Origin of the sequence: Trebonia sp. (genome assembly GCF_030042015.1) — a bacterium.
Taxonomy (GTDB): domain Bacteria; phylum Actinomycetota; class Actinomycetes; order Streptosporangiales; family Streptosporangiaceae; genus Trebonia.
Window position 1 is genome coordinate 1 of sequence record NZ_JASIAL010000225.1, and the last position, 16,203, is coordinate 16,203.

Below are 16,203 nucleotides of genomic sequence, written 5' to 3' on the forward strand. Positions count from 1 at the left end.
GGGCAAATGATCGGCTGAGCCGCCGCAGGAAAGGAAGGCGTCTATCTCATGACCGCCTCGGCCTGGCCGTCACCCCGGGTGCTGGCGCAGTACGCGGCGCTGGCGCTTTCCTGGGGAGCCAGCTTCTTCTTCATCAAGGTCGCCCTGCATGGCCTGTCACCGGCCGAGGTCGTGCTGGGCCGCCTGGGCGCCGGGGCGGTGACGCTGCTGGCCGTGACCGCGATGACCCGCCAGCCACTGCCCCGGCAGCCAGTGATCTGGGCGCACCTGGCGGCGGTGGCGATGCTGCTGTGCGTAGTGCCGTTCACGCTGTTCTGCTGGGCCGAGGAGCATGTGTCCTCCGGGCTTGCCAGTATTTATAACGCTGTCACCCCTCTGATGACGGTGCTGGTGGCGCTGATCGCGCTGCCTGAGGAGCGGCCTTCCCGCACCAAGATCGTGGGCCTGCTGACCGGGTTCGCCGGGGTGCTGGTCGTGCTGGGGCCGTGGCGCGGGATCGGCGCCAGTGACGGACTAGCACAGGCTGCCTGCCTGCTGGCGACCTTCTGCTATGGGCTGGCGTTCGTCTACCTGCGCCGGTTTGTGACCCCCTACCGGCTGCCCGCCCTCAGCGTCGCCACCGTGCAGGTCAGCCTGGGCGCTGTCGTGATGGCGGCGCTGGCGCCGGTGTATCTCACCGGGACGGCCCGGCTGAGCCCAGCGGTCACCGCCAGCGTCGTGGTGCTGGGCATGGCCGGTACGGGCCTGGCCTACCTGTGGAACACCAACATCGTGGCGGCCTGGGGAGCCACCAACGCCGCGACCGTCACCTACCTGACGCCGCTGGTCGGCGTCGCGCTGGGCGCGGCGGTGCTAGGTGAGGCCATCACCTGGAACGAGCCCGTCGGTGCGCTCATCGTCATCGCCGGTATCGCCATCAGCCAGGGCAGGCCGCAGCGCAAGCCCAGGGGAGCCGAACCGCACACCCGGCAGGAGTGCGCAAGGCAGATATGAGCTGATCACGTAATATCCGCGCGTTCGCCTCATGGCCCGCTCGCATGACTGTCCTGTCCTGCTCTTTCCCCGTCTTCCTCGCAGGCGCGGAATCCTTGCGAGCGGGTGCCGGGTCCATCGGGAGCCGGGGAAGATCGCCCCGCGCACTGCCGTTCCTGCCGTTGTGAATGAACCGGCTGATTGCGGCTGTTGTCCGGCGTCGGCGCGCCCGCGGCGCCGCGCAGCGGCGCCCCTTGAAGGCCTGCCGGCTGCTTAAGGCGATTTTCAACCCTGCGGCGGATGACGGACTGATCCGGAGTAACCCGTGCCGGATTAAAGGCGCAGGGCAGGAAAGGTCACCGGAGCGGCCAGTCCTGACGGTTCGCGAGGTCTACGTCCTGGCCGATGCGGTCGGCGGCCGGTACCGCGCCCTGGTGCTGCTCGTCGTCTTCGGCAGTCTGCGCCGGGGTGGGCGGGCGGCGCTGCGGCGTTCTGATATCAACATCCAGGTCCGTACCGTGCAGATCTTCGGGCCGCTAAGCGAGCAGCGTGGCGGCGGCTCCGCCTTTGGACCGCCCAAGTCGAACGCTGGTCGGCGGGTGGTGGCCATTCCCGGGGTGATCATCGCGGACATCGCCTCGCACGTCGTCGACTGCGCTGCGCCCCGCGACGACGGGCTCGTGTCCACCAGTCCCGAAGGGGCTCCGCTGCGGCGCAGTAACTTCAGCCGCCGTGTCTGGCGGCCCGCTCTCCCGCGCGGCCGGGCTGCCGATGATCCGTCGCCGGGGAGCTGAGCAGGCAGACGGCGACCGCGCGCTCGAGGGACGGAATCCGGGACTCGCAGGCACGCAACGGGCACGACGCGGGGGAGGGCGCCATGAGCGTTAATAGTCAGCCTAGCAATATGGTTACTGAGCTGGGGTTTTGGAGGCGTGCGCCAGGCAGGATTCGAACCCGCGACCCGCTGCTTAGAAGGCACCGCTCAACCATCGCGGTACGTTGCCTGGCATCGCTCTCTGAGGCATTTAGCTGGACGAATCGTCTGGGCGTGTCGCCCTGTGTCGCTCGGTATCTGCTACCGATGGCTCCCAGAATGGCTCCCTTGGACCTGCACCTTGGGCGGTTTGGGTGCGCACACCCGCCCCCGTGCGCACTGGTCGGCAAATCGGACGGTCTACTCGCCCGCGGACGTCCGGATCTGCCGCGAGCAGGGCGTTGTCCGATGGCAATGGCGGTGGCCACTGGGTCCGAGACGTTTCCGCGGAGACGCCTTGTGCGGAAATTCACAAGCCCGCTTCCGCGGAGACATGCTCTGGTGCCGCGATCCGCACTCACGGGCTGGCTGATGGGGTCTGTGCGGGGCGGGGAGTTGCCTGTCGCTGACTGAGGCCGTGGCGGCGCAGGGTGCTGGCGTGGCAGCCTCAGCCCGGGGTCCCCGCCGCAGGCACAGGCTCTTGCCGTGAGCGTGTTCACCGATGCCGGGATTGAGTTCCCGGACAGTCAGCGGCCTGGAAGGCTCGTGCCGGTCGCGGTCTTCTACGGCCCGGACGCCGAGGCGCTGGTCATTGGCGCCTGCGCGGAGTCCGGCGTGGGGTCATGGCCGCGTCGGAGAAGTTCCGCGATGCCCGGCGCCGGCCGAAGGCAGCCGTCGTGGCCGATGCCCCGTCACCGCGCATCCTTGAAGTCCGCGGCCACGCGGGAACCTACCTTGACGGCGGCGGGGACGTGGGCAGGCGGCCCGGTGCCCCGTTCCGGTTCAGCCCGGCATGGATACGCGTTCGCCCGCGCCGCATCGTGGTCCTGGGCATCAACGGCAGGCAGTTCGAGGCGTCCGCGCGGGACATTGCCTGAAAGCCGTGGACCAGGTCAGGCAGCCGGCGCTTGGGCTGCAGGCCGGCCGTAGGTCACGGCCTGGCGGACTTCCCGGGGCAGAGACTGGGCGAGTTGCGCGTCGGGCTGGGCGCCGAGGGAGTCGTTGATCGCAGAAAATGCCAGGCGAAGGGCCACGAAGGCGGTGATGGCGAAGATCTGCCCGTCGTCGAGCCCGGAATCGCGCAGCGCCTGGATGTCGGCTTGTGTCGTGGCGTTCGGGTCCGTGGCGACCTTCCGCGCCCACGCGGCGATGGCCTTCTCCTGATCCGTCAGCCTGGCGTCGCTGCCACTGAGAACTCCCGCCGCGAGGGCCGGGTCCGACGCTTTGCCCAGCTTCCCGCCCCACGCCATCGAGCAGTAGGAGTCGCCGAGGGCCGAGGCAGCGGCGGTCACCAGGATCCCGCGCTGGCGGAAGGCCAGACCGCTCGGCGTGAATGCCTCAGACATCAACCCGAACAGCTGCCTGAGGGTGCCTGGCTGGTGCGCCCACAGCCGGGACACGTTCCACACGTAGCCGCCGTCTGCGAGGTCTTCGTCGTACAGCGCCTGCACCTGAGGGGACGCCGGCGGTTCTTCGAGAAAGCTTCCAGTCATGCGCGTTCTGCTCCTTCGGGTTTGCGGGCCAGGTAGCCGACGACGTTGATTTCGGCCCGCAGCGGCAAGCCGTCGCGCAGCTGGCCCTGGGCCTGCTCGACGGCCGCGCGATGGAATTCGGCCTCGCCGACGTTCTGGATGGCCTCATAGGCCGGGCCGGTAGAAGCCAGCGCGCGTGCGTACAGCTGCGGGTCGGCGAACTCCCAGGCGAACGGCACGTCCAGGCGCTCGACGTCGAGGAATCCGTATGAGGTGAGCAGGTGCTCGCCCGCACCAGGCCGGCCCAGCGACACCATCGCAGCCTGGTTGTCCACCTTCTCCGCCGCAGCAAGACGGAACGGTGCCAGCGCCCAGGCTCCGGGTGAAACCTTCAGGTGACCCCACACCGTTATCCCGGCGCGTCCGCCGGGGCGAAGGACCCGGTGTATCTCGCCAACCACGCCGGGGGTGGTGCCCCAGATCCCCCGGAAGCTGGTAACGATGTCGAACGAGCCGGGTCCCAGGGCAGGGCGTGCATGTCGCCGACCCTGATGTCGCAGCCGGGGTTCCGGTCCCTGGCCACCGCAACCAGCCTGGCCGAGGCGTCGATACCGCAGCAGCAAGCGCCGCGCAGGCCAGCCAGCTCGATCGCGAGCCCCGACCCGCACGCCACGTCGAGCAGCCGGTCCCCGGCCCCGACGCCGAGCCGGTGGTGCACCGCGACGTACTCCCGGCAGTTGCCCGGCTCGCTGAGGGTCGCGAAATCCACCGCCTTACGGCCCCAGCCCTCATCTACCATCACCCACTGGGCAGAATCTGCGCCCGGCCCCGCCATTTGCCGCTCCTCTGCGTCGCCAGGCCCCCGCTGCGCTGGTCCCACCGGACCCGGCTGAGGTACCAGTCTGCGGGCACCCGCCTTCCCGGGCAAGCCCGGGAAGGTGCCCCGCGCCGAAGTGGCAGACCTGCCCTCGCCTCGCGCCGAACCTGCCCGGCCACAGACGAGCCAATATTCGGCCCTATCTGTGAGTCGCCGGGAGAATGCCCGGCCAGCTGGGTTCTGACAGCTTGGCAATCAGGTCAGAACTCTTTAGACGGCTCAGACCTATGAAGGGCAAGGGTGACGACGGCGGCGATGACCGCACTCGGCGCGCGCACTGCAGAGACCCCCAGCGGGTCTCGATCCCTCAGGCCTTCGGCAAGGCATGTACGTACATGCTCGGTCTGCTTCGAAACCCACGCCACCTGAAGGCGCATTATTGCGCCAGTCCGGCGAGCTGACGCATGCGGGGAACCGCCAATCTGTTCGGCTGCGGCGCGTGCAGTTTTGTGACGGGAGGCATCATGGTTTGGCTCGGCCCTCGGTGGAGAGGCCCGGTATGCCGGAACCCCGGAACCGGGCATTCCGGACAGGGCGATCGGGACGGAGGCGACGGGTCAGGCGCAGGTGTCGCAGCAGGCCAAGAGCCAACTGGCGGCTGCCGTTGTAAGCGGCAGGTCCCGTGTTCGAGTCACGGTCGGGGTGGTGGCCGCCTGGTATTTGAAGACCTAGCGTGACATCGTGGAGCCGGCCACGTGTAACTGCCCGGCAGGAGCAAGGTAATGCTGACCGGTGTCGCGATCCTCCCGAGGGTGCCTCCCCACGCATTCCCCTACGGATGGGTGTTTATCGTCGTCGTCATCGCCCTGATCCTGCTGATCTTCATACGTGTGTACGTGTTTGGAAACCGGTCGGCGCAGCAGACTGAACGCCGTGCCAGGAATCAGGCGGAGCACCCCCCCGGGCAGCACACTGAACACCGTGCCGGTCACCCGCCAGCACAAGGCGGGAACCACGGACATCGACCGGCATCCAGACGACGACGGCGCCGGCCGTAACCAGGAAAGCGGCACGAGCGAGTGTACGAACCTCAGAACAGCGAGGCCGTCTCTTGCAGCTCCTGCATGGCCTGCTGCATGGGAACCGAGGGCAGGATGCGCACCCGATTCCACTGAGCGAGCCGACTGTCAACGATGAAGCTGTCGAGGGCGTCGGCGCGGTCTGTCTCGACGATCACGACGAGCGTGTGCTCACGGTTGGCGAACGGCCCCGCCACGATCGTCACGCCGTGCTTCTCGGCGAGAGTGGATACCTGCGGGGCTATCTCCTGCAGCAGCGCCTTGGTCTTGGCGTTGCTGGTAGGGCACACCTCGGCAGAGTGGGTGCCCAGTACGACGAAGTGCATGGTGTCCCCCCGGAAACGTACCGCCACCGCTGATGCGCAGTCTGTAACGATGCGGCCAAGGTGTCAAGCGGGCGCATGGGCCGCCGGCGTGCGTTCGGCTGGGCACCGCACCGCTAGAACCGTACCGTTGAATCTGTGCAGACGTTCGATGACGTAGCCCGGCTCGCCGCGGCGCTGCCTGAGGTGACCGAAGGCGAGGACAAGCACCGGCACGGCCACCGGACCTGGGAAGTCGGCGGCAAGGCGTTCGCCTGGGAGCGCCCTCGCCGACCGGTACGCCGCAGGCGGGAACCGCTGAGAGCCAGCACCATATGTCCACATACCAAGACGCATTTGATCGGGATATAAGACGGCTCTTAGCATGGCGGGATGCCGGACGTCTACACCCACGGTCACCACGAGTCGGTCCTGCGCTCGCATACGTGGCGCACGGCGGATAACTCCGCCGCCTACCTGCTGCCGCACCTGGAACCGCACATGCGGATCCTTGACGTCGGCTGCGGGCCGGGCACGATCACCGCGGGCCTGGCCGGCCGGGTCCCCGACGGGCACGTGACCGGCATCGACACCGCGCCGGAGGTTCTCGAGCTGGCCCGCGAGCTGGCCCGCGGCGGCGGGGGGGACAACCTCGACTTCACCACGGGCGACGTCTACGCGCTGGACTACCCGGATGGCACCTTTGACGTCGCGCACGCCCACCAGGTGCTCCAGCACCTCGGCGACCCGGTCAAGGCTCTAACGGAGATGCGGCGCGTCACCAGGCCGGGCGGGCTGGTCGCGGTGCGGGACGGCGACTTCGGCGCCATGGTCTGGCACCCGGACATCCCGGCCCTGGATGACTGGCTGGCCCTGTACCGCAAGGTCGCCAGGGGCAACGGCGGCGAGCCAGACGCGGGCCGCCGGCTGCACGCCTGGGCCAGGCGGGCGGGGCTGAGCGACCTCACCATCTCCTCGTCCACGTGGACCTACGCGACGCCGGAGGAGCGCGAATGGTGGGGCGGCTTGTGGGCCGACCGCACGGTCAAGTCCTCCTACGCCGCGAAGGCGGTAAGCGGCGGCTACGCCACGGCTGACGACCTGGAGAAGATCGCGGCCGGATGGCGCGCCTGGGCCGCACACCAAGACGGCTGGTTCGCCGTTGTGAACGGAGAAATCCTGTGCCGGGCGCCCTAAGGCGGGCTGACCAAGGTGCTAGGCAGCGCCCAGAGAACGGGCTTACGCTGCGGCCATGGGCAGTTACGAGGACGTCTTCCGCCGCAGCCTCACCGACCCCGCCGGCTTCTGGGCCGAGGCCGCGGGTGCCATCGACTGGTACACCGAGCCGGAAACCATCCTGGACGACAGCAACCCGCCGTTCTACCGGTGGTTTGCCGGCGGCACGCTCAACACCTGCCACAACGCCCTGGACCGCCACGTCGACAGCGGGCGGGCGAACCAGAAGGCGCTGGTCTACGACTCCCCGGTCACCGGCACCCAGCGCACCTACACCTACGAGCAGCTCAGAGACGAGACCGCGAGGTTCGCCGGCGTCCTGCACGGCCTGGGCATAGACAAAGGCGACCGCGTCGTCATCTACATGCCGATGATCCCCGAGGCCGTAGTCGCCATGCTGGCGTGCGCGCGGCTCGGCGCGGTGCACTCGGTGGTGTTCGGCGGGTTCGCGGCGCACGAGCTCGCCTTGCGGATCGACGACGCCCTGCCCAGGCTGATCGTGACCGCGTCCTGCGGTATCGAGGTCAAGCGGATCATCGAGTACAAGCCGATCCTCGACAAGGCCGTCGAAGAGGCCGCGCACAAGCCCGAGCACACGATCATCGTGCAGCGCCCGCAGGCCGCCGCCGATCTGGGCGACCGCGACCTGGACTGGCACGAGCTCATGGCGACGGCCAGGCCGCACCCCTGCGTCCCGGTGCGGGCGACCGACCCGCTCTACATCCTGTACACCTCGGGTACCACGGGAAAACCGAAGGGAGTCGTGCGGGACAACGGCGGGCACGCGGTCGCGCTCGCCTGGTCGATGCGCAATGTCTACGACACGAGCGCGGGAGAGGTGTTCTGGGCGGCGTCCGACATCGGCTGGGTGGTCGGCCACTCCTACATCGTCTACGCGCCGCTGCTCGCGGGGTGCACCACGATCCTGTACGAGGGCAAGCCGGTCGGCACCCCCGACGCGGGCGCGTTCTGGCGGGTAGCCGAAGAACACAGGGTGAAGACCCTGTTCACCGCGCCGACCGGGTTCCGCGCGATCCGCAAGGAAGACCCGCACGGCAAGCTCATGGTCAGGTACGACCTGGCCGGGTTCCGGTACCTGTTCCTGGCCGGGGAGCGGCTCGATCCTGAGACATACCGCTGGGCGGGTGCGCTGCTCGGCGTCCCGGTGGTGGACCACTGGTGGCAGACGGAAACGGGCTGGGCGATCGCCGCCGACCCGATGGGCCTGGAGAAGCTGGTCACCAAGCCCGGCTCGCCGACCATGCCCGCCCCCGGCTACGACGTGCGGATTTTCGACGAGGAAGGGAACGAGCTGCCGGCCGGCCAGACCGGTCAGATCGTCATCAAGCTGCCGCTGCCACCCGGCTGCCTGCCCACGCTGTGGCACAACGACGAGGGCTTCGTGGACGCGTACATGAGCAGGTACCCGGGCTACTACCTAACCGGCGACGGCGGCTACCGCGACGCTGACGGCTACCTGTACGTCATGGGCCGCACCGACGACGTGATCAACGTGGCCGGGCACCGGCTGTCCACCGGCGAGATGGAGGAGGTGCTCGCCAGCCACCCCGTGGTCGCCGAATGCGCGGTCTTCGGGGTGAACGACGAGCTCAAGGGCGAGGTCCCGCGCGGCTTCGTCGTGCTCAAGGCCGGCGTCACGGCCGACCCGGACGCGCTGGCGGCGGAGCTCGCCCAGATGATCCGCGAGCGGATCGGCGCTATCGCGACGCTGAGCAGGCTCGATGTGGTACCCGGGCTGCCGAAGACCCGCTCGGGGAAGATCCTTCGCAAGACCATGCGCGGGATCGCCAACGGCAAGGACGAGCCGGTGCCTTCGACTATCGACGACACCGCTGTCCTCGACGGGCTTCGTCCTATTCTTCTCCAGAACGATCCGGGCCGCCTGTCCTGAGCCACCTGCTCAGCCGCCGGGCCAGCCCGTCCCGCTCGGCCGCCACCTCGGCGAGCCGCGCGGCGATTGCGTCGCGCTGCCGCCGCACCTCGGTTAGCTCCTGTTCCAGCTCCATGATCCGCCGGATGGCGGGCATCGTCATGCCCTCGTCGGCCATCGTCACGACCTGCCGGATGATCCGGATCTCCACCCGGGAGTAGCGGCGCTGGCCTCCTGCCGAGCGCTGCGGCGAGACCACCCGGAGCTCGTCGACGCGGCGCAGGAAGGCCTGCTTGACCGCGAGCATCTGCGCGACCTGCCCCACCGTGAACAGCGGGATGTTCTCGTCCTCAAACGGCTCCATGATGTCTCACCTCCCGCGGCTCACCTATCGGCACGATCGTAAGCGGCCGGCGGTGCTCGTCGCCCCGCCGGCCGCTCGTCGCTGCCCGGCCTGATTAGCTGGCCAGCTCCTTGGCCGTGCCGACCTCGATCTTGCGGGGCTTGGCCTCCTCGCGGACCGGGATCCGGATCTCGAGGACGCCGTCGTGGTTGCTCGCCTCGATCGCGTCCGCGTCCAGGTTCTCGGACAGGCGAACGCGCCGGGTGAAGCTGCCGAACAGGCGCTCGCGGACCACCGGGGACTCGCCCTCGGTCCTGGTCTCCTCGCGCGTGGCGCTCACGGTGAGCACGCCGCGGTCAACGGTGACGTCGATCTTCTCCGGGTCGATGCCGGGGACGTCGAACCGCAGCACCAGCTCGCCGTCGCGCCGCACGGTGTCCATCGGCAGGGCCGGGGCGAAGGCGGTGCCGAAGCTGGCGGGGCCGAAGGCCCGCCGCACGAGCCGGTCGAAGTCGCGCGTGATCGGGTCGAGAGTGGTCAGGTACATCGCTGCCTCCTAGGAGGGCGCCACCTTGGCCTTACCCTCCGCTTGTAAAAAACTTACAACTCAACTTATATATTTATTGACTGACTCTTGTCAAGTAAGCTGATCCGAGATGTGTTGGCCGGGATCAGGGGCTAACCTCGACGACATGGCAATCCGCCCGATCCGGCTCTTCGGCGACCCCGTGCTGCGCACCGTCGCCGACCCCGTCACCGACTTCGACAAGCAGCTGCGCAACCTGGTCAGGGACCTGACCGAGACGCTGCGCGACGCGCAGGGCGCCGGGCTCGCCGCGCCCCAGATCGGGGTCGGGCTGCGGGTGTTCGCGTACGCCGTGGACGACGAGCGCGGCTACCTGGTCAACCCGGAGCTGAACCTTCCCGACGGGGAGGAGCAGGACGGTGAGGAGGGGTGCCTGTCCTTCCCCGGCATCTACTTCGACGTGAAGCGGCGGCTCCACACCGTGGCGCGCGGCTTTACCGACCGCGGCGACCCTGTGCAGGTCGTGGGGACGCAGATGCTCGCCCGCTGCCTGCAGCACGAGACCGACCACCTCGACGGGGTGCTGTTCATCGACCGGATGGACCCGGCGACCCGCAAGCTGGCCATGAAGGCGATCAGGGAAGCGGACTGGACCGGACCCGTGCGGCAAAGCCCGCACCCCATAACCGACCGCATATTCTGACGTCCGCCACGATGAAGAATCCCCGCGGCGACCCGTCCCGGGGTCCTGTTGCCTTCAGCGTTTGCGTGCCACCCCGCACCACGCGGTGATCTCGTGGTCCGGCACGTAGTCGCCGGGGGCCGGCCGCCAGCGATGCAACTGCACCACCCCTGGTTCGACCAGCTCGAGCCCGTCGAAGAAGCGGCTTATCTCCTCGCGGGTACGGAACCGGACGTATTCAGCCGCCCGTTGCCGGTCATTGAGGCGGCTGGCCATCTCCGCCATGATCTCCGGGTGAATATCACTGGCCGGATGAGAAAGCACTAGCCAGCTGCCCGGAACTAGCGCGCTCATCAGCCGGGCCACGACCTGGTGCGGGTCGTCGGAATCGGCGATGTTCTGCAAGATCGCCAGCAGCATCACCGCGACCGGCCTGCCGAAATCCAGCGTCTGCGCCGCCTGGCGCACGATCGCGTCCAGATCGCGCGCGTCGGCCTCAACGTACGTGGTCGCACCTTCCTGGGTGCTGGTCAGCAGCACCTCCGCATGCCGCAGCACGATCGGGTCGTTGTCCACGTAGACGATGCGGCACTGCGGCGCGATGGCCTGAGCCACCTCATGGGTGTTGTCCGCCGACGGCAGCCCAGTGCCGATGTCAAGAAACTGCCGGATGCCGACCTCCCCGGCCAGGAACCGCACCGCCCGCACCAGGAACGCCCGGTTCGCCCTGACCCCGGGAACGATCAGCGGGTTGGCGGCCATGGCCGCCTCGGCAGCGGCCCGGTCGGCCGCGAAATTGTCCTTGCCGCCCAGCCAGTAATCGTAGACACGAGCCGGATGCGCCACACTCGTATCCAGCCCGCGCGACACGCCCCCCTCAGGCCCGTCCGCTGCCACCGCGCGCTCTCCTTTCAGGTTCCACCTCAGCCGCAAACCACAGCATATGCCGCATCCGGTCACCGGCTCCTGGCGGCGGCGTCTCGGTAAGAGATGATCGCCGAACCCGCGGCGCGGGCGCGCGGCATGTCCGGATCCGGCTCCCAGCCGCTACGCGGACCGCGGTACCCGCACCGAGCGGGCCCAGCCGGGCGCGTCGGGTGCGCGGTCGCCGAGCAGGCCGGCCACCACCCGCATCCCCTTCGGCGGGACGCGCGGCCACGGCGTGTGCCCGTCGGTCAGCACCACCGTCAGAGCCGGGCGCGGTCGCAGCGCGTACGCCGCGGCGATCCCGGCGCCCATGTCCGTGCCGCCGCCTCCGGTCAGCTCCACCTGCCGCGCCGAGCTGACCCGCTGCGCCGGCCCGGCCGCCGCGTCGCAGGCGAGCACGCGCAGCCGCCGGGCCATCCCCAGCGCGCGCAACAGGCCCTCTACCTCGGCCAGGGCCATCGCGAGCAGCTCGTCGCTCATGCTGCCCGAGGTGTCGCAGACCACGGCGAGCTCAGGCACGGGCCGGCGCAACGCCGGCAGCACCACCCCGCTCACCGCCGCGGCGCGCCGCGACGGCCGCCGGTAGGAGTAGTCGACCGCGCCGGTGACGTCCGCGATCGCCCGCCGCAGTTCGGCGGCGAGCAGCCTGCGCCAGTCCACCGTGGGCGCCAGGAGCTCCTGCGCCCAGCGCAGCAGCCCGGCCGGCACGGTCCCGATGCTCTCACTGTGCCTGATGATCTCCTGCGCGACCTGCCGCAGCAGCAGGTCCGCGAGCCACGGGTCAAGCCCGCCCGGCTCCTCGCCGGCCCGGGGCAGCCCGTCCGCGCCGCTCCCGCAATCCAGCCATCTCCCCGGGCCAGGGCCGGCGCCGGGCCGGAGCAGCTGGCGCTTCAGCAGCGCGTAGTACTCCTCGGCCAGCTTTCCCGGCTCGGCGCCGAAGTCCTTCGGCTGCACCGGGTCGGCGGGCAGTTCCAGCCCGGCCGGGATCAGGTCGTCGTTGATCTCCGCGTCGGCGGCGCGTATCCACTCAGCGGAGTCCTCCGTGGTGACCCCGGACGCTTCGGCCCGCTGCGGGTGTTCCCGCAGCAGGTGGCACACGTGGTGCACGAGCACGCTGCCGAGCTCGGCGGGCGTCCAGCCAGTGAGCAGGTCGGGGTCGGCGTACAGCCGCCAGCGCGGGTCGATCGCGACGGAGCCCAGCCCGGGCATCGCCGTCACCTGGGCGCCGAACAGCCCGCTGGCCAGGTAGGGGAACCGGGCCGCGGCCCACAGCCGGGCGGCGGCCAGGGCGCCCAGGCCGCCCAGGCCGGCGTGGTCGCTCGTCATGGCGCCAGCAGCCCGGCGTCCCGCAGCACCGGGGCGAACAGCGTGATCTCCGCGGGCAGCGGCGTGCCGTCAGGGCGGCACCTGGCCAGCACGCGGGCGGCCGTCGCGGCGATGTCGGGCACGGCCGCCGCGCAGCCGCCGAGCACCTGCCAGCCCGCGGTCCACCGTTCCGGTGTCGGCTCGGCCGCGACCGCGGCAGTGATCGAGGCGAGCGCCGCGTAGGCGCGGTCGCCGCGCTCGGGCAGCCGGAACGACGCGGGGTTCGCCAGCACCTCCTCCGGGTCCGGCAGGTCCATCTCCACCAGCCAGGCGAGGAACTCAACGCCGGCCCCGTCGCCGACGGCGCCCCGGACCAGGGCGGACCTGGCCTGGTCGCTGGCCCTGGCGGCGTCGGTCGCGGTCATCAGCCGGGCCGCCATCTCCCACGTGCGCGGGCTCGGCCAGCCGCGCCCTGCCTCGCTCGCGGTCGATGGCGGTGCGATCGCGAGCGCGGGGCGGACGTGCAAGAAGGCGGCGACGATGCCCTTGTGCAGCGGCCCGCCGGCTTCCCAGCCGACGGGCAGCAGCGGGACCTGCGGCGCGGCCCAGCCGCCCGCCAGCCCGTCGGCGATGGACCGCGGCGTCGTCTCCCAGTTCAGGTGGCACAGCCGGTTGGCCAGCGGCGCGGACAGGTCCCAGCCGTCGGCCGCTTGTTCCGGCGGGTTCGCGGCCGCGACGACGGCCACGTCGGCAGGCAGGGTCAGGTCGCCGACGGTCCGCTCGAGGACCACCCGCAGCAGCGCCGCCTGCACGGCGGGCGGCGCCGTCGACAGCTCGTCGAGGAACAGCACGCCGGTGCCGGCCGCGGCGAGCCGTGTCGCCCACAGCGGCGGGGCGAAGCGGACCGCGTTGCCCGTGACGACCGGCAGGCCCGCGAAATCCGAGGGCTCCCTGATCGAGGCGATGACCGTCTCGCACGGCAGGCCCATCGACTCCGCCATCGCGCGGATCGCGGACGTCTTGCCTGTGCCGGGCGCGCCCCACAGCAGAACTGGCACCCTGGCCGCCACCGCGACCCCGAGTGCCTCCGCGGCGGCGTTCCCGTCCTGCACGCTCATGCTTCCAGTGTGCGGCCCTTTCTTTCTTGTTGGCACAAACCCAGCCGGCTCGCGACCCGTCAGTCCTTGGCGGTGATCCTCGTGCCGAGTTCGGCCCCTTCGCAGATGCCGCGCATGACGCCGATAGCGGCGACGTCGAACACGTGCATGAGCAGCCCCTGCTCGTTGGCAAGCACGAACGCGCTTGTGTCCATCACGCGCACGCCGGCCGCGATCGCCTCGTCATACGTCAGCGAGGTGTAGCGGACCGCGTCCGGGTTGACCTTGGGGTCGGAGTCGTACACCCCGTCGACGCCCTGCTTGGCGACGAGCAGCGCGTCCGCGTCCAGTTCAAGCGCGCGCTGCACCGCCGGGTAGTCCGTGGTCACGTACGGCTGCCCGATGCCGCCGGCCAGCAGCACGATCATGCCCCGGTCCAGGTGGTGCATGGCCCGCAGCCGGATGAACGGCTCCGCGACGCTGTGGATCGGCACCGCCGTCATCACCCGCACGTCGGTGTCCGTCCTGGCGGTCAGGGCCCCGCGCAGCATCAGCGCGTTCATCACGGTGCCCAGCATGCCGATGTTGTCGGCCTCGGCCCGGCTGATACCCCAGCCCTCCGCCATCCGCCCGCGGAAGTAATTCCCGCCGCCGACGACGACCGCCACCTGGACGCCTAGATGGTGCACCGATAGCACCTCGTCGGCGACGCGGGCAAGACTCGCGGGGTCGGCACCTGTCCCGGCGGGGCCGGCCAAGGCTTCTCCGCTGAGCTTGACCACCACCCTGCGATACCGCGGCAATGTCAAGCCCCCTCCCGGCCATGTGTTGTCTGCCCGCCACGCTACCAAACCCGGCGCGATCCCCGCGCCTGGCCGGTCAGTTCCCTGCTGCCTTCGCGTCCGCCCAGCTGCGGACCACGCTGATGTCGGCGATGAAACGGACCTGCCCGCCGGGCGCCCAGCGGCCCGCCGACTCCTGCAGGCAGTCGCCGACCAGCCGCGCCGCCGGCTCCGCGTGCTCGGATGGCACGTGCACGAGCAGCTCGTCGTGCAGGCAGAGCACGATCCGGGCGTGCAGCGGGAGCCCCCTGGCACGCACGGTGACGGCCCACATCTTGAACAGCTCGGCCGCCGCGCCCTGGATCAGCGCGTTGCGCCCGTACCGCCCGCGGGCCGCGGTCCGCGCCGCGTCGGCGGGGGCCGCCGGGGCCGCCGGGGCCGCCCCGCCGGCTGTCGGGATCCGCCGTCCCCCGTAGGTGCGCAGGTCGCGCCCGTCCCGGGCAGAGCGGTCCGCCGCGTCGAGGTAGGCCATCGCGACCGGGTACGCGGCCCGCATCCGCCGCCCCGCCTGGCCCCCGTGTCCGGTCGTCTGTCCGTACATCGCGGCGATCATCGCCACCTTCGCGGTCGGCCTGTCCACCCCAAGCTGCGCCGCCACCGGACGGTACAGGTCGTCGTCGTCGGTCGCCGCGGCCAGCGACGGGTCACCGGACACGGCGGCGAGCACCCTGGGCTCGATCTGCCCGAGGTCGGCCCGGACGAAGACGTGCCCCGGAGCCGCGATCACGGCGCGGCGCATGGCGGCGGGCATGTTGTGCAGGCCGTTGGACGCGGTCATCCGGCCGGCGGCCCCGTCGGCGCCGGTCCACGCGCCGCGCAGCCGCCCGTCTTGACCGAGGTGCTCGTCCAGCCAGGCGTAGCCGTACGTGGTGGCGATCCGTTCCGCCTTGCGCCATTCGAGCAGCGCCGCCACCAGCGGGCTGGCGGCACGGAACTCCGCAAGCCGCCACGCCCGGGTGTCCGGCACGTCGACGCCGGCCGCCTCGAGCAGCGACCGCACCTGGACCGGGCTGCGCAGGTCGGCGGTCACCCCGGCCGGCGCGAACCGCAGCACCTCGCCGTCCCGTGCCGCGCGCATGGCGGCCGCCTCCGCCTCGCCGCGCGGCCGCGGCCCGATGATCCCCGCCAGCACCTGCTCGGCGGCGGCCCTGTCCACCGGCAGCCCGTCGGCGGCAAGCTCAGCGCACAGCAATTCGGCGGTAGATTCCGAACGCGCGGTGGCCGCTGCCCGGCCGCCGCCGTCTGCCCGCGCGAGGGCGGCGCCCTGCAGTTCCGCCGCCTCCCGCGCGAGCCGCGCCCACGCCAGGAGCCTGGCAGGGCTCGCCGCCCACCCGCCGCGGGTCCATTCCGGCCGCAGGTAGCCGTCCGGGCCGACCGGGTCGGCCGCGTCCCCGCCCGAGCCGGCTGGGCCGGCCCGCGCGGTCGCGTACTCGCTGGCCGCGTCGAACAGGTCGGCCTCGCCGGGGGAGCGCGGCAGCCCCGCCGCGGGCACCCCGCCGGGCGGCAGCCCCCGCAAGTGCGCCCACGCCCAGCCCGGGTCCGCGCGCCATCCGCCGTACAGCAGCCGGTGCACCGCCGCGACATCCCAGCAGGTCGCCAGCCGCACGTCCGCGGCCACCAGCCGCTGCGCTGTCTCCTGCGACCAGGTGACCCACCGCGGCCGCAGGGCGTCGTCCGCGGCCGCGACCTCGCTGACCGGACCCGTCCACGCGGCGTTCCCCATGGCCACCGCGGCCGTG

General features: G+C 70.9%; 17 protein-coding genes. 6 read left to right on the plus strand and 11 right to left on the minus strand.

Going from position 1 to position 16,203, the window contains the following annotated elements:
* Positions 1 to 48: 48 nt before the first annotated feature.
* The 3 genes from Q1N79_RS11695 to Q1N79_RS11705 all read left to right on the plus strand — a co-directional run bounded on the left by Q1N79_RS11695 (position 49) and on the right by Q1N79_RS11705 (position 2,823).
* Positions 49 to 993: a DMT family transporter gene (locus tag Q1N79_RS11695; RefSeq protein WP_300608199.1), complete on the plus strand. Its 945-nt coding sequence runs from the start codon at positions 49 to 51 to the stop codon at positions 991 to 993.
* 167 nt (positions 994 to 1,160) lie between these two features.
* Complete coding sequence (locus Q1N79_RS11700) at positions 1,161 to 1,766, plus strand: hypothetical protein (RefSeq protein WP_300608202.1); 606 nt, start codon at positions 1,161 to 1,163, stop codon at positions 1,764 to 1,766.
* Positions 1,767 to 2,568: 802 nt separating this feature from the next.
* Entirely contained in the window at positions 2,569 to 2,823 is a 255-nt protein-coding gene (locus tag Q1N79_RS11705) for a hypothetical protein (RefSeq protein ID WP_300608205.1), read from the plus strand.
* A gap of 15 nt (positions 2,824 to 2,838) precedes the next feature.
* Here the strand turns inward: Q1N79_RS11705 and Q1N79_RS11710 are convergent, their stop codons facing one another.
* From Q1N79_RS11710 to Q1N79_RS11725, 4 genes are all read right to left on the minus strand, one after another.
* Positions 2,839 to 3,438, minus strand: a complete 600-nt coding sequence (locus Q1N79_RS11710) for a hypothetical protein (protein WP_300608208.1) — start codon at positions 3,436 to 3,438, stop codon at positions 2,839 to 2,841.
* Positions 3,435 to 3,752 carry a hypothetical protein gene (locus tag Q1N79_RS11715; RefSeq protein WP_300608210.1) on the minus strand — a complete coding sequence of 106 codons (318 nt, stop codon included), beginning with the start codon at positions 3,750 to 3,752 and terminating at the stop codon, positions 3,435 to 3,437. Before Q1N79_RS11715 ends, Q1N79_RS11710 begins: the two co-directional genes overlap by 4 nt.
* Before the next feature lie 74 nt (positions 3,753 to 3,826).
* The gene (locus Q1N79_RS11720) at positions 3,827 to 4,186 is read right to left on the minus strand and encodes a class I SAM-dependent methyltransferase (protein WP_300608213.1); all 360 of its coding nucleotides are present in this window, start codon (positions 4,184 to 4,186) and stop codon (positions 3,827 to 3,829) included.
* Positions 4,187 to 5,324: 1,138 nt separating this feature from the next.
* Complete coding sequence (locus Q1N79_RS11725; protein WP_300608216.1) at positions 5,325 to 5,639, minus strand: hypothetical protein; 315 nt, start codon at positions 5,637 to 5,639, stop codon at positions 5,325 to 5,327.
* Between the two features lie 369 nt (positions 5,640 to 6,008).
* Here Q1N79_RS11725 and Q1N79_RS11730 point away from each other — a divergent pair, with 369 nt between their 5' ends.
* Positions 6,009 to 6,812: a methyltransferase domain-containing protein gene (locus Q1N79_RS11730; protein WP_300608219.1), complete on the plus strand. Its 804-nt coding sequence runs from the start codon at positions 6,009 to 6,011 to the stop codon at positions 6,810 to 6,812.
* Between the two features lie 55 nt (positions 6,813 to 6,867).
* Complete coding sequence (locus Q1N79_RS11735) at positions 6,868 to 8,763, plus strand: propionyl-CoA synthetase (RefSeq protein ID WP_300608222.1); 1,896 nt, start codon at positions 6,868 to 6,870, stop codon at positions 8,761 to 8,763.
* Here Q1N79_RS11735 and Q1N79_RS11740 read toward each other — a convergent pair.
* Together Q1N79_RS11740 and Q1N79_RS11745 are read right to left on the minus strand one after the other, a co-directional pair.
* Positions 8,726 to 9,106: a MerR family transcriptional regulator gene (locus tag Q1N79_RS11740; RefSeq protein WP_300608225.1), complete on the minus strand. Its 381-nt coding sequence runs from the start codon at positions 9,104 to 9,106 to the stop codon at positions 8,726 to 8,728. The genes Q1N79_RS11735 and Q1N79_RS11740 overlap by 38 nt on opposite strands.
* Before the next feature lie 94 nt (positions 9,107 to 9,200).
* Positions 9,201 to 9,632: an Hsp20/alpha crystallin family protein gene (locus Q1N79_RS11745; protein WP_300608228.1), complete on the minus strand. Its 432-nt coding sequence runs from the start codon at positions 9,630 to 9,632 to the stop codon at positions 9,201 to 9,203.
* A gap of 145 nt (positions 9,633 to 9,777) precedes the next feature.
* Here Q1N79_RS11745 and def point away from each other — a divergent pair, with 145 nt between their 5' ends.
* Positions 9,778 to 10,314, plus strand: coding sequence for a peptide deformylase (gene def / locus Q1N79_RS11750; protein ID WP_300608231.1), 537 nt, complete (start codon positions 9,778 to 9,780; stop codon positions 10,312 to 10,314).
* A 54-nt stretch (positions 10,315 to 10,368) separates the two neighbouring features.
* Here the strand turns inward: def and Q1N79_RS11755 are convergent, their stop codons facing one another.
* The 5 genes from Q1N79_RS11755 to Q1N79_RS11775 all read right to left on the minus strand — a co-directional run.
* Entirely contained in the window at positions 10,369 to 11,190 is an 822-nt protein-coding gene (locus tag Q1N79_RS11755) for an SAM-dependent methyltransferase (RefSeq protein ID WP_300608234.1), read from the minus strand.
* A gap of 150 nt (positions 11,191 to 11,340) precedes the next feature.
* Complete coding sequence (locus Q1N79_RS11760) at positions 11,341 to 12,546, minus strand: VWA-like domain-containing protein (RefSeq protein ID WP_300608236.1); 1,206 nt, start codon at positions 12,544 to 12,546, stop codon at positions 11,341 to 11,343.
* On the minus strand, positions 12,543 to 13,643 hold the full coding sequence (locus Q1N79_RS11765; RefSeq protein ID WP_300608238.1) for a MoxR family ATPase: 1,101 nt from the start codon (positions 13,641 to 13,643) through the stop codon (positions 12,543 to 12,545). The genes Q1N79_RS11760 and Q1N79_RS11765 overlap by 4 nt, the downstream gene beginning before the upstream one ends.
* 59 nt (positions 13,644 to 13,702) lie before the next feature.
* The gene (pyrH, locus tag Q1N79_RS11770) at positions 13,703 to 14,404 is read right to left on the minus strand and encodes a UMP kinase (protein ID WP_300608241.1); all 702 of its coding nucleotides are present in this window, start codon (positions 14,402 to 14,404) and stop codon (positions 13,703 to 13,705) included.
* A gap of 97 nt (positions 14,405 to 14,501) precedes the next feature.
* The coding region (locus Q1N79_RS11775; RefSeq protein WP_300608244.1) for a DNA polymerase at positions 14,502 to 16,203 on the minus strand (1,702 nt) is incomplete at its 5' end.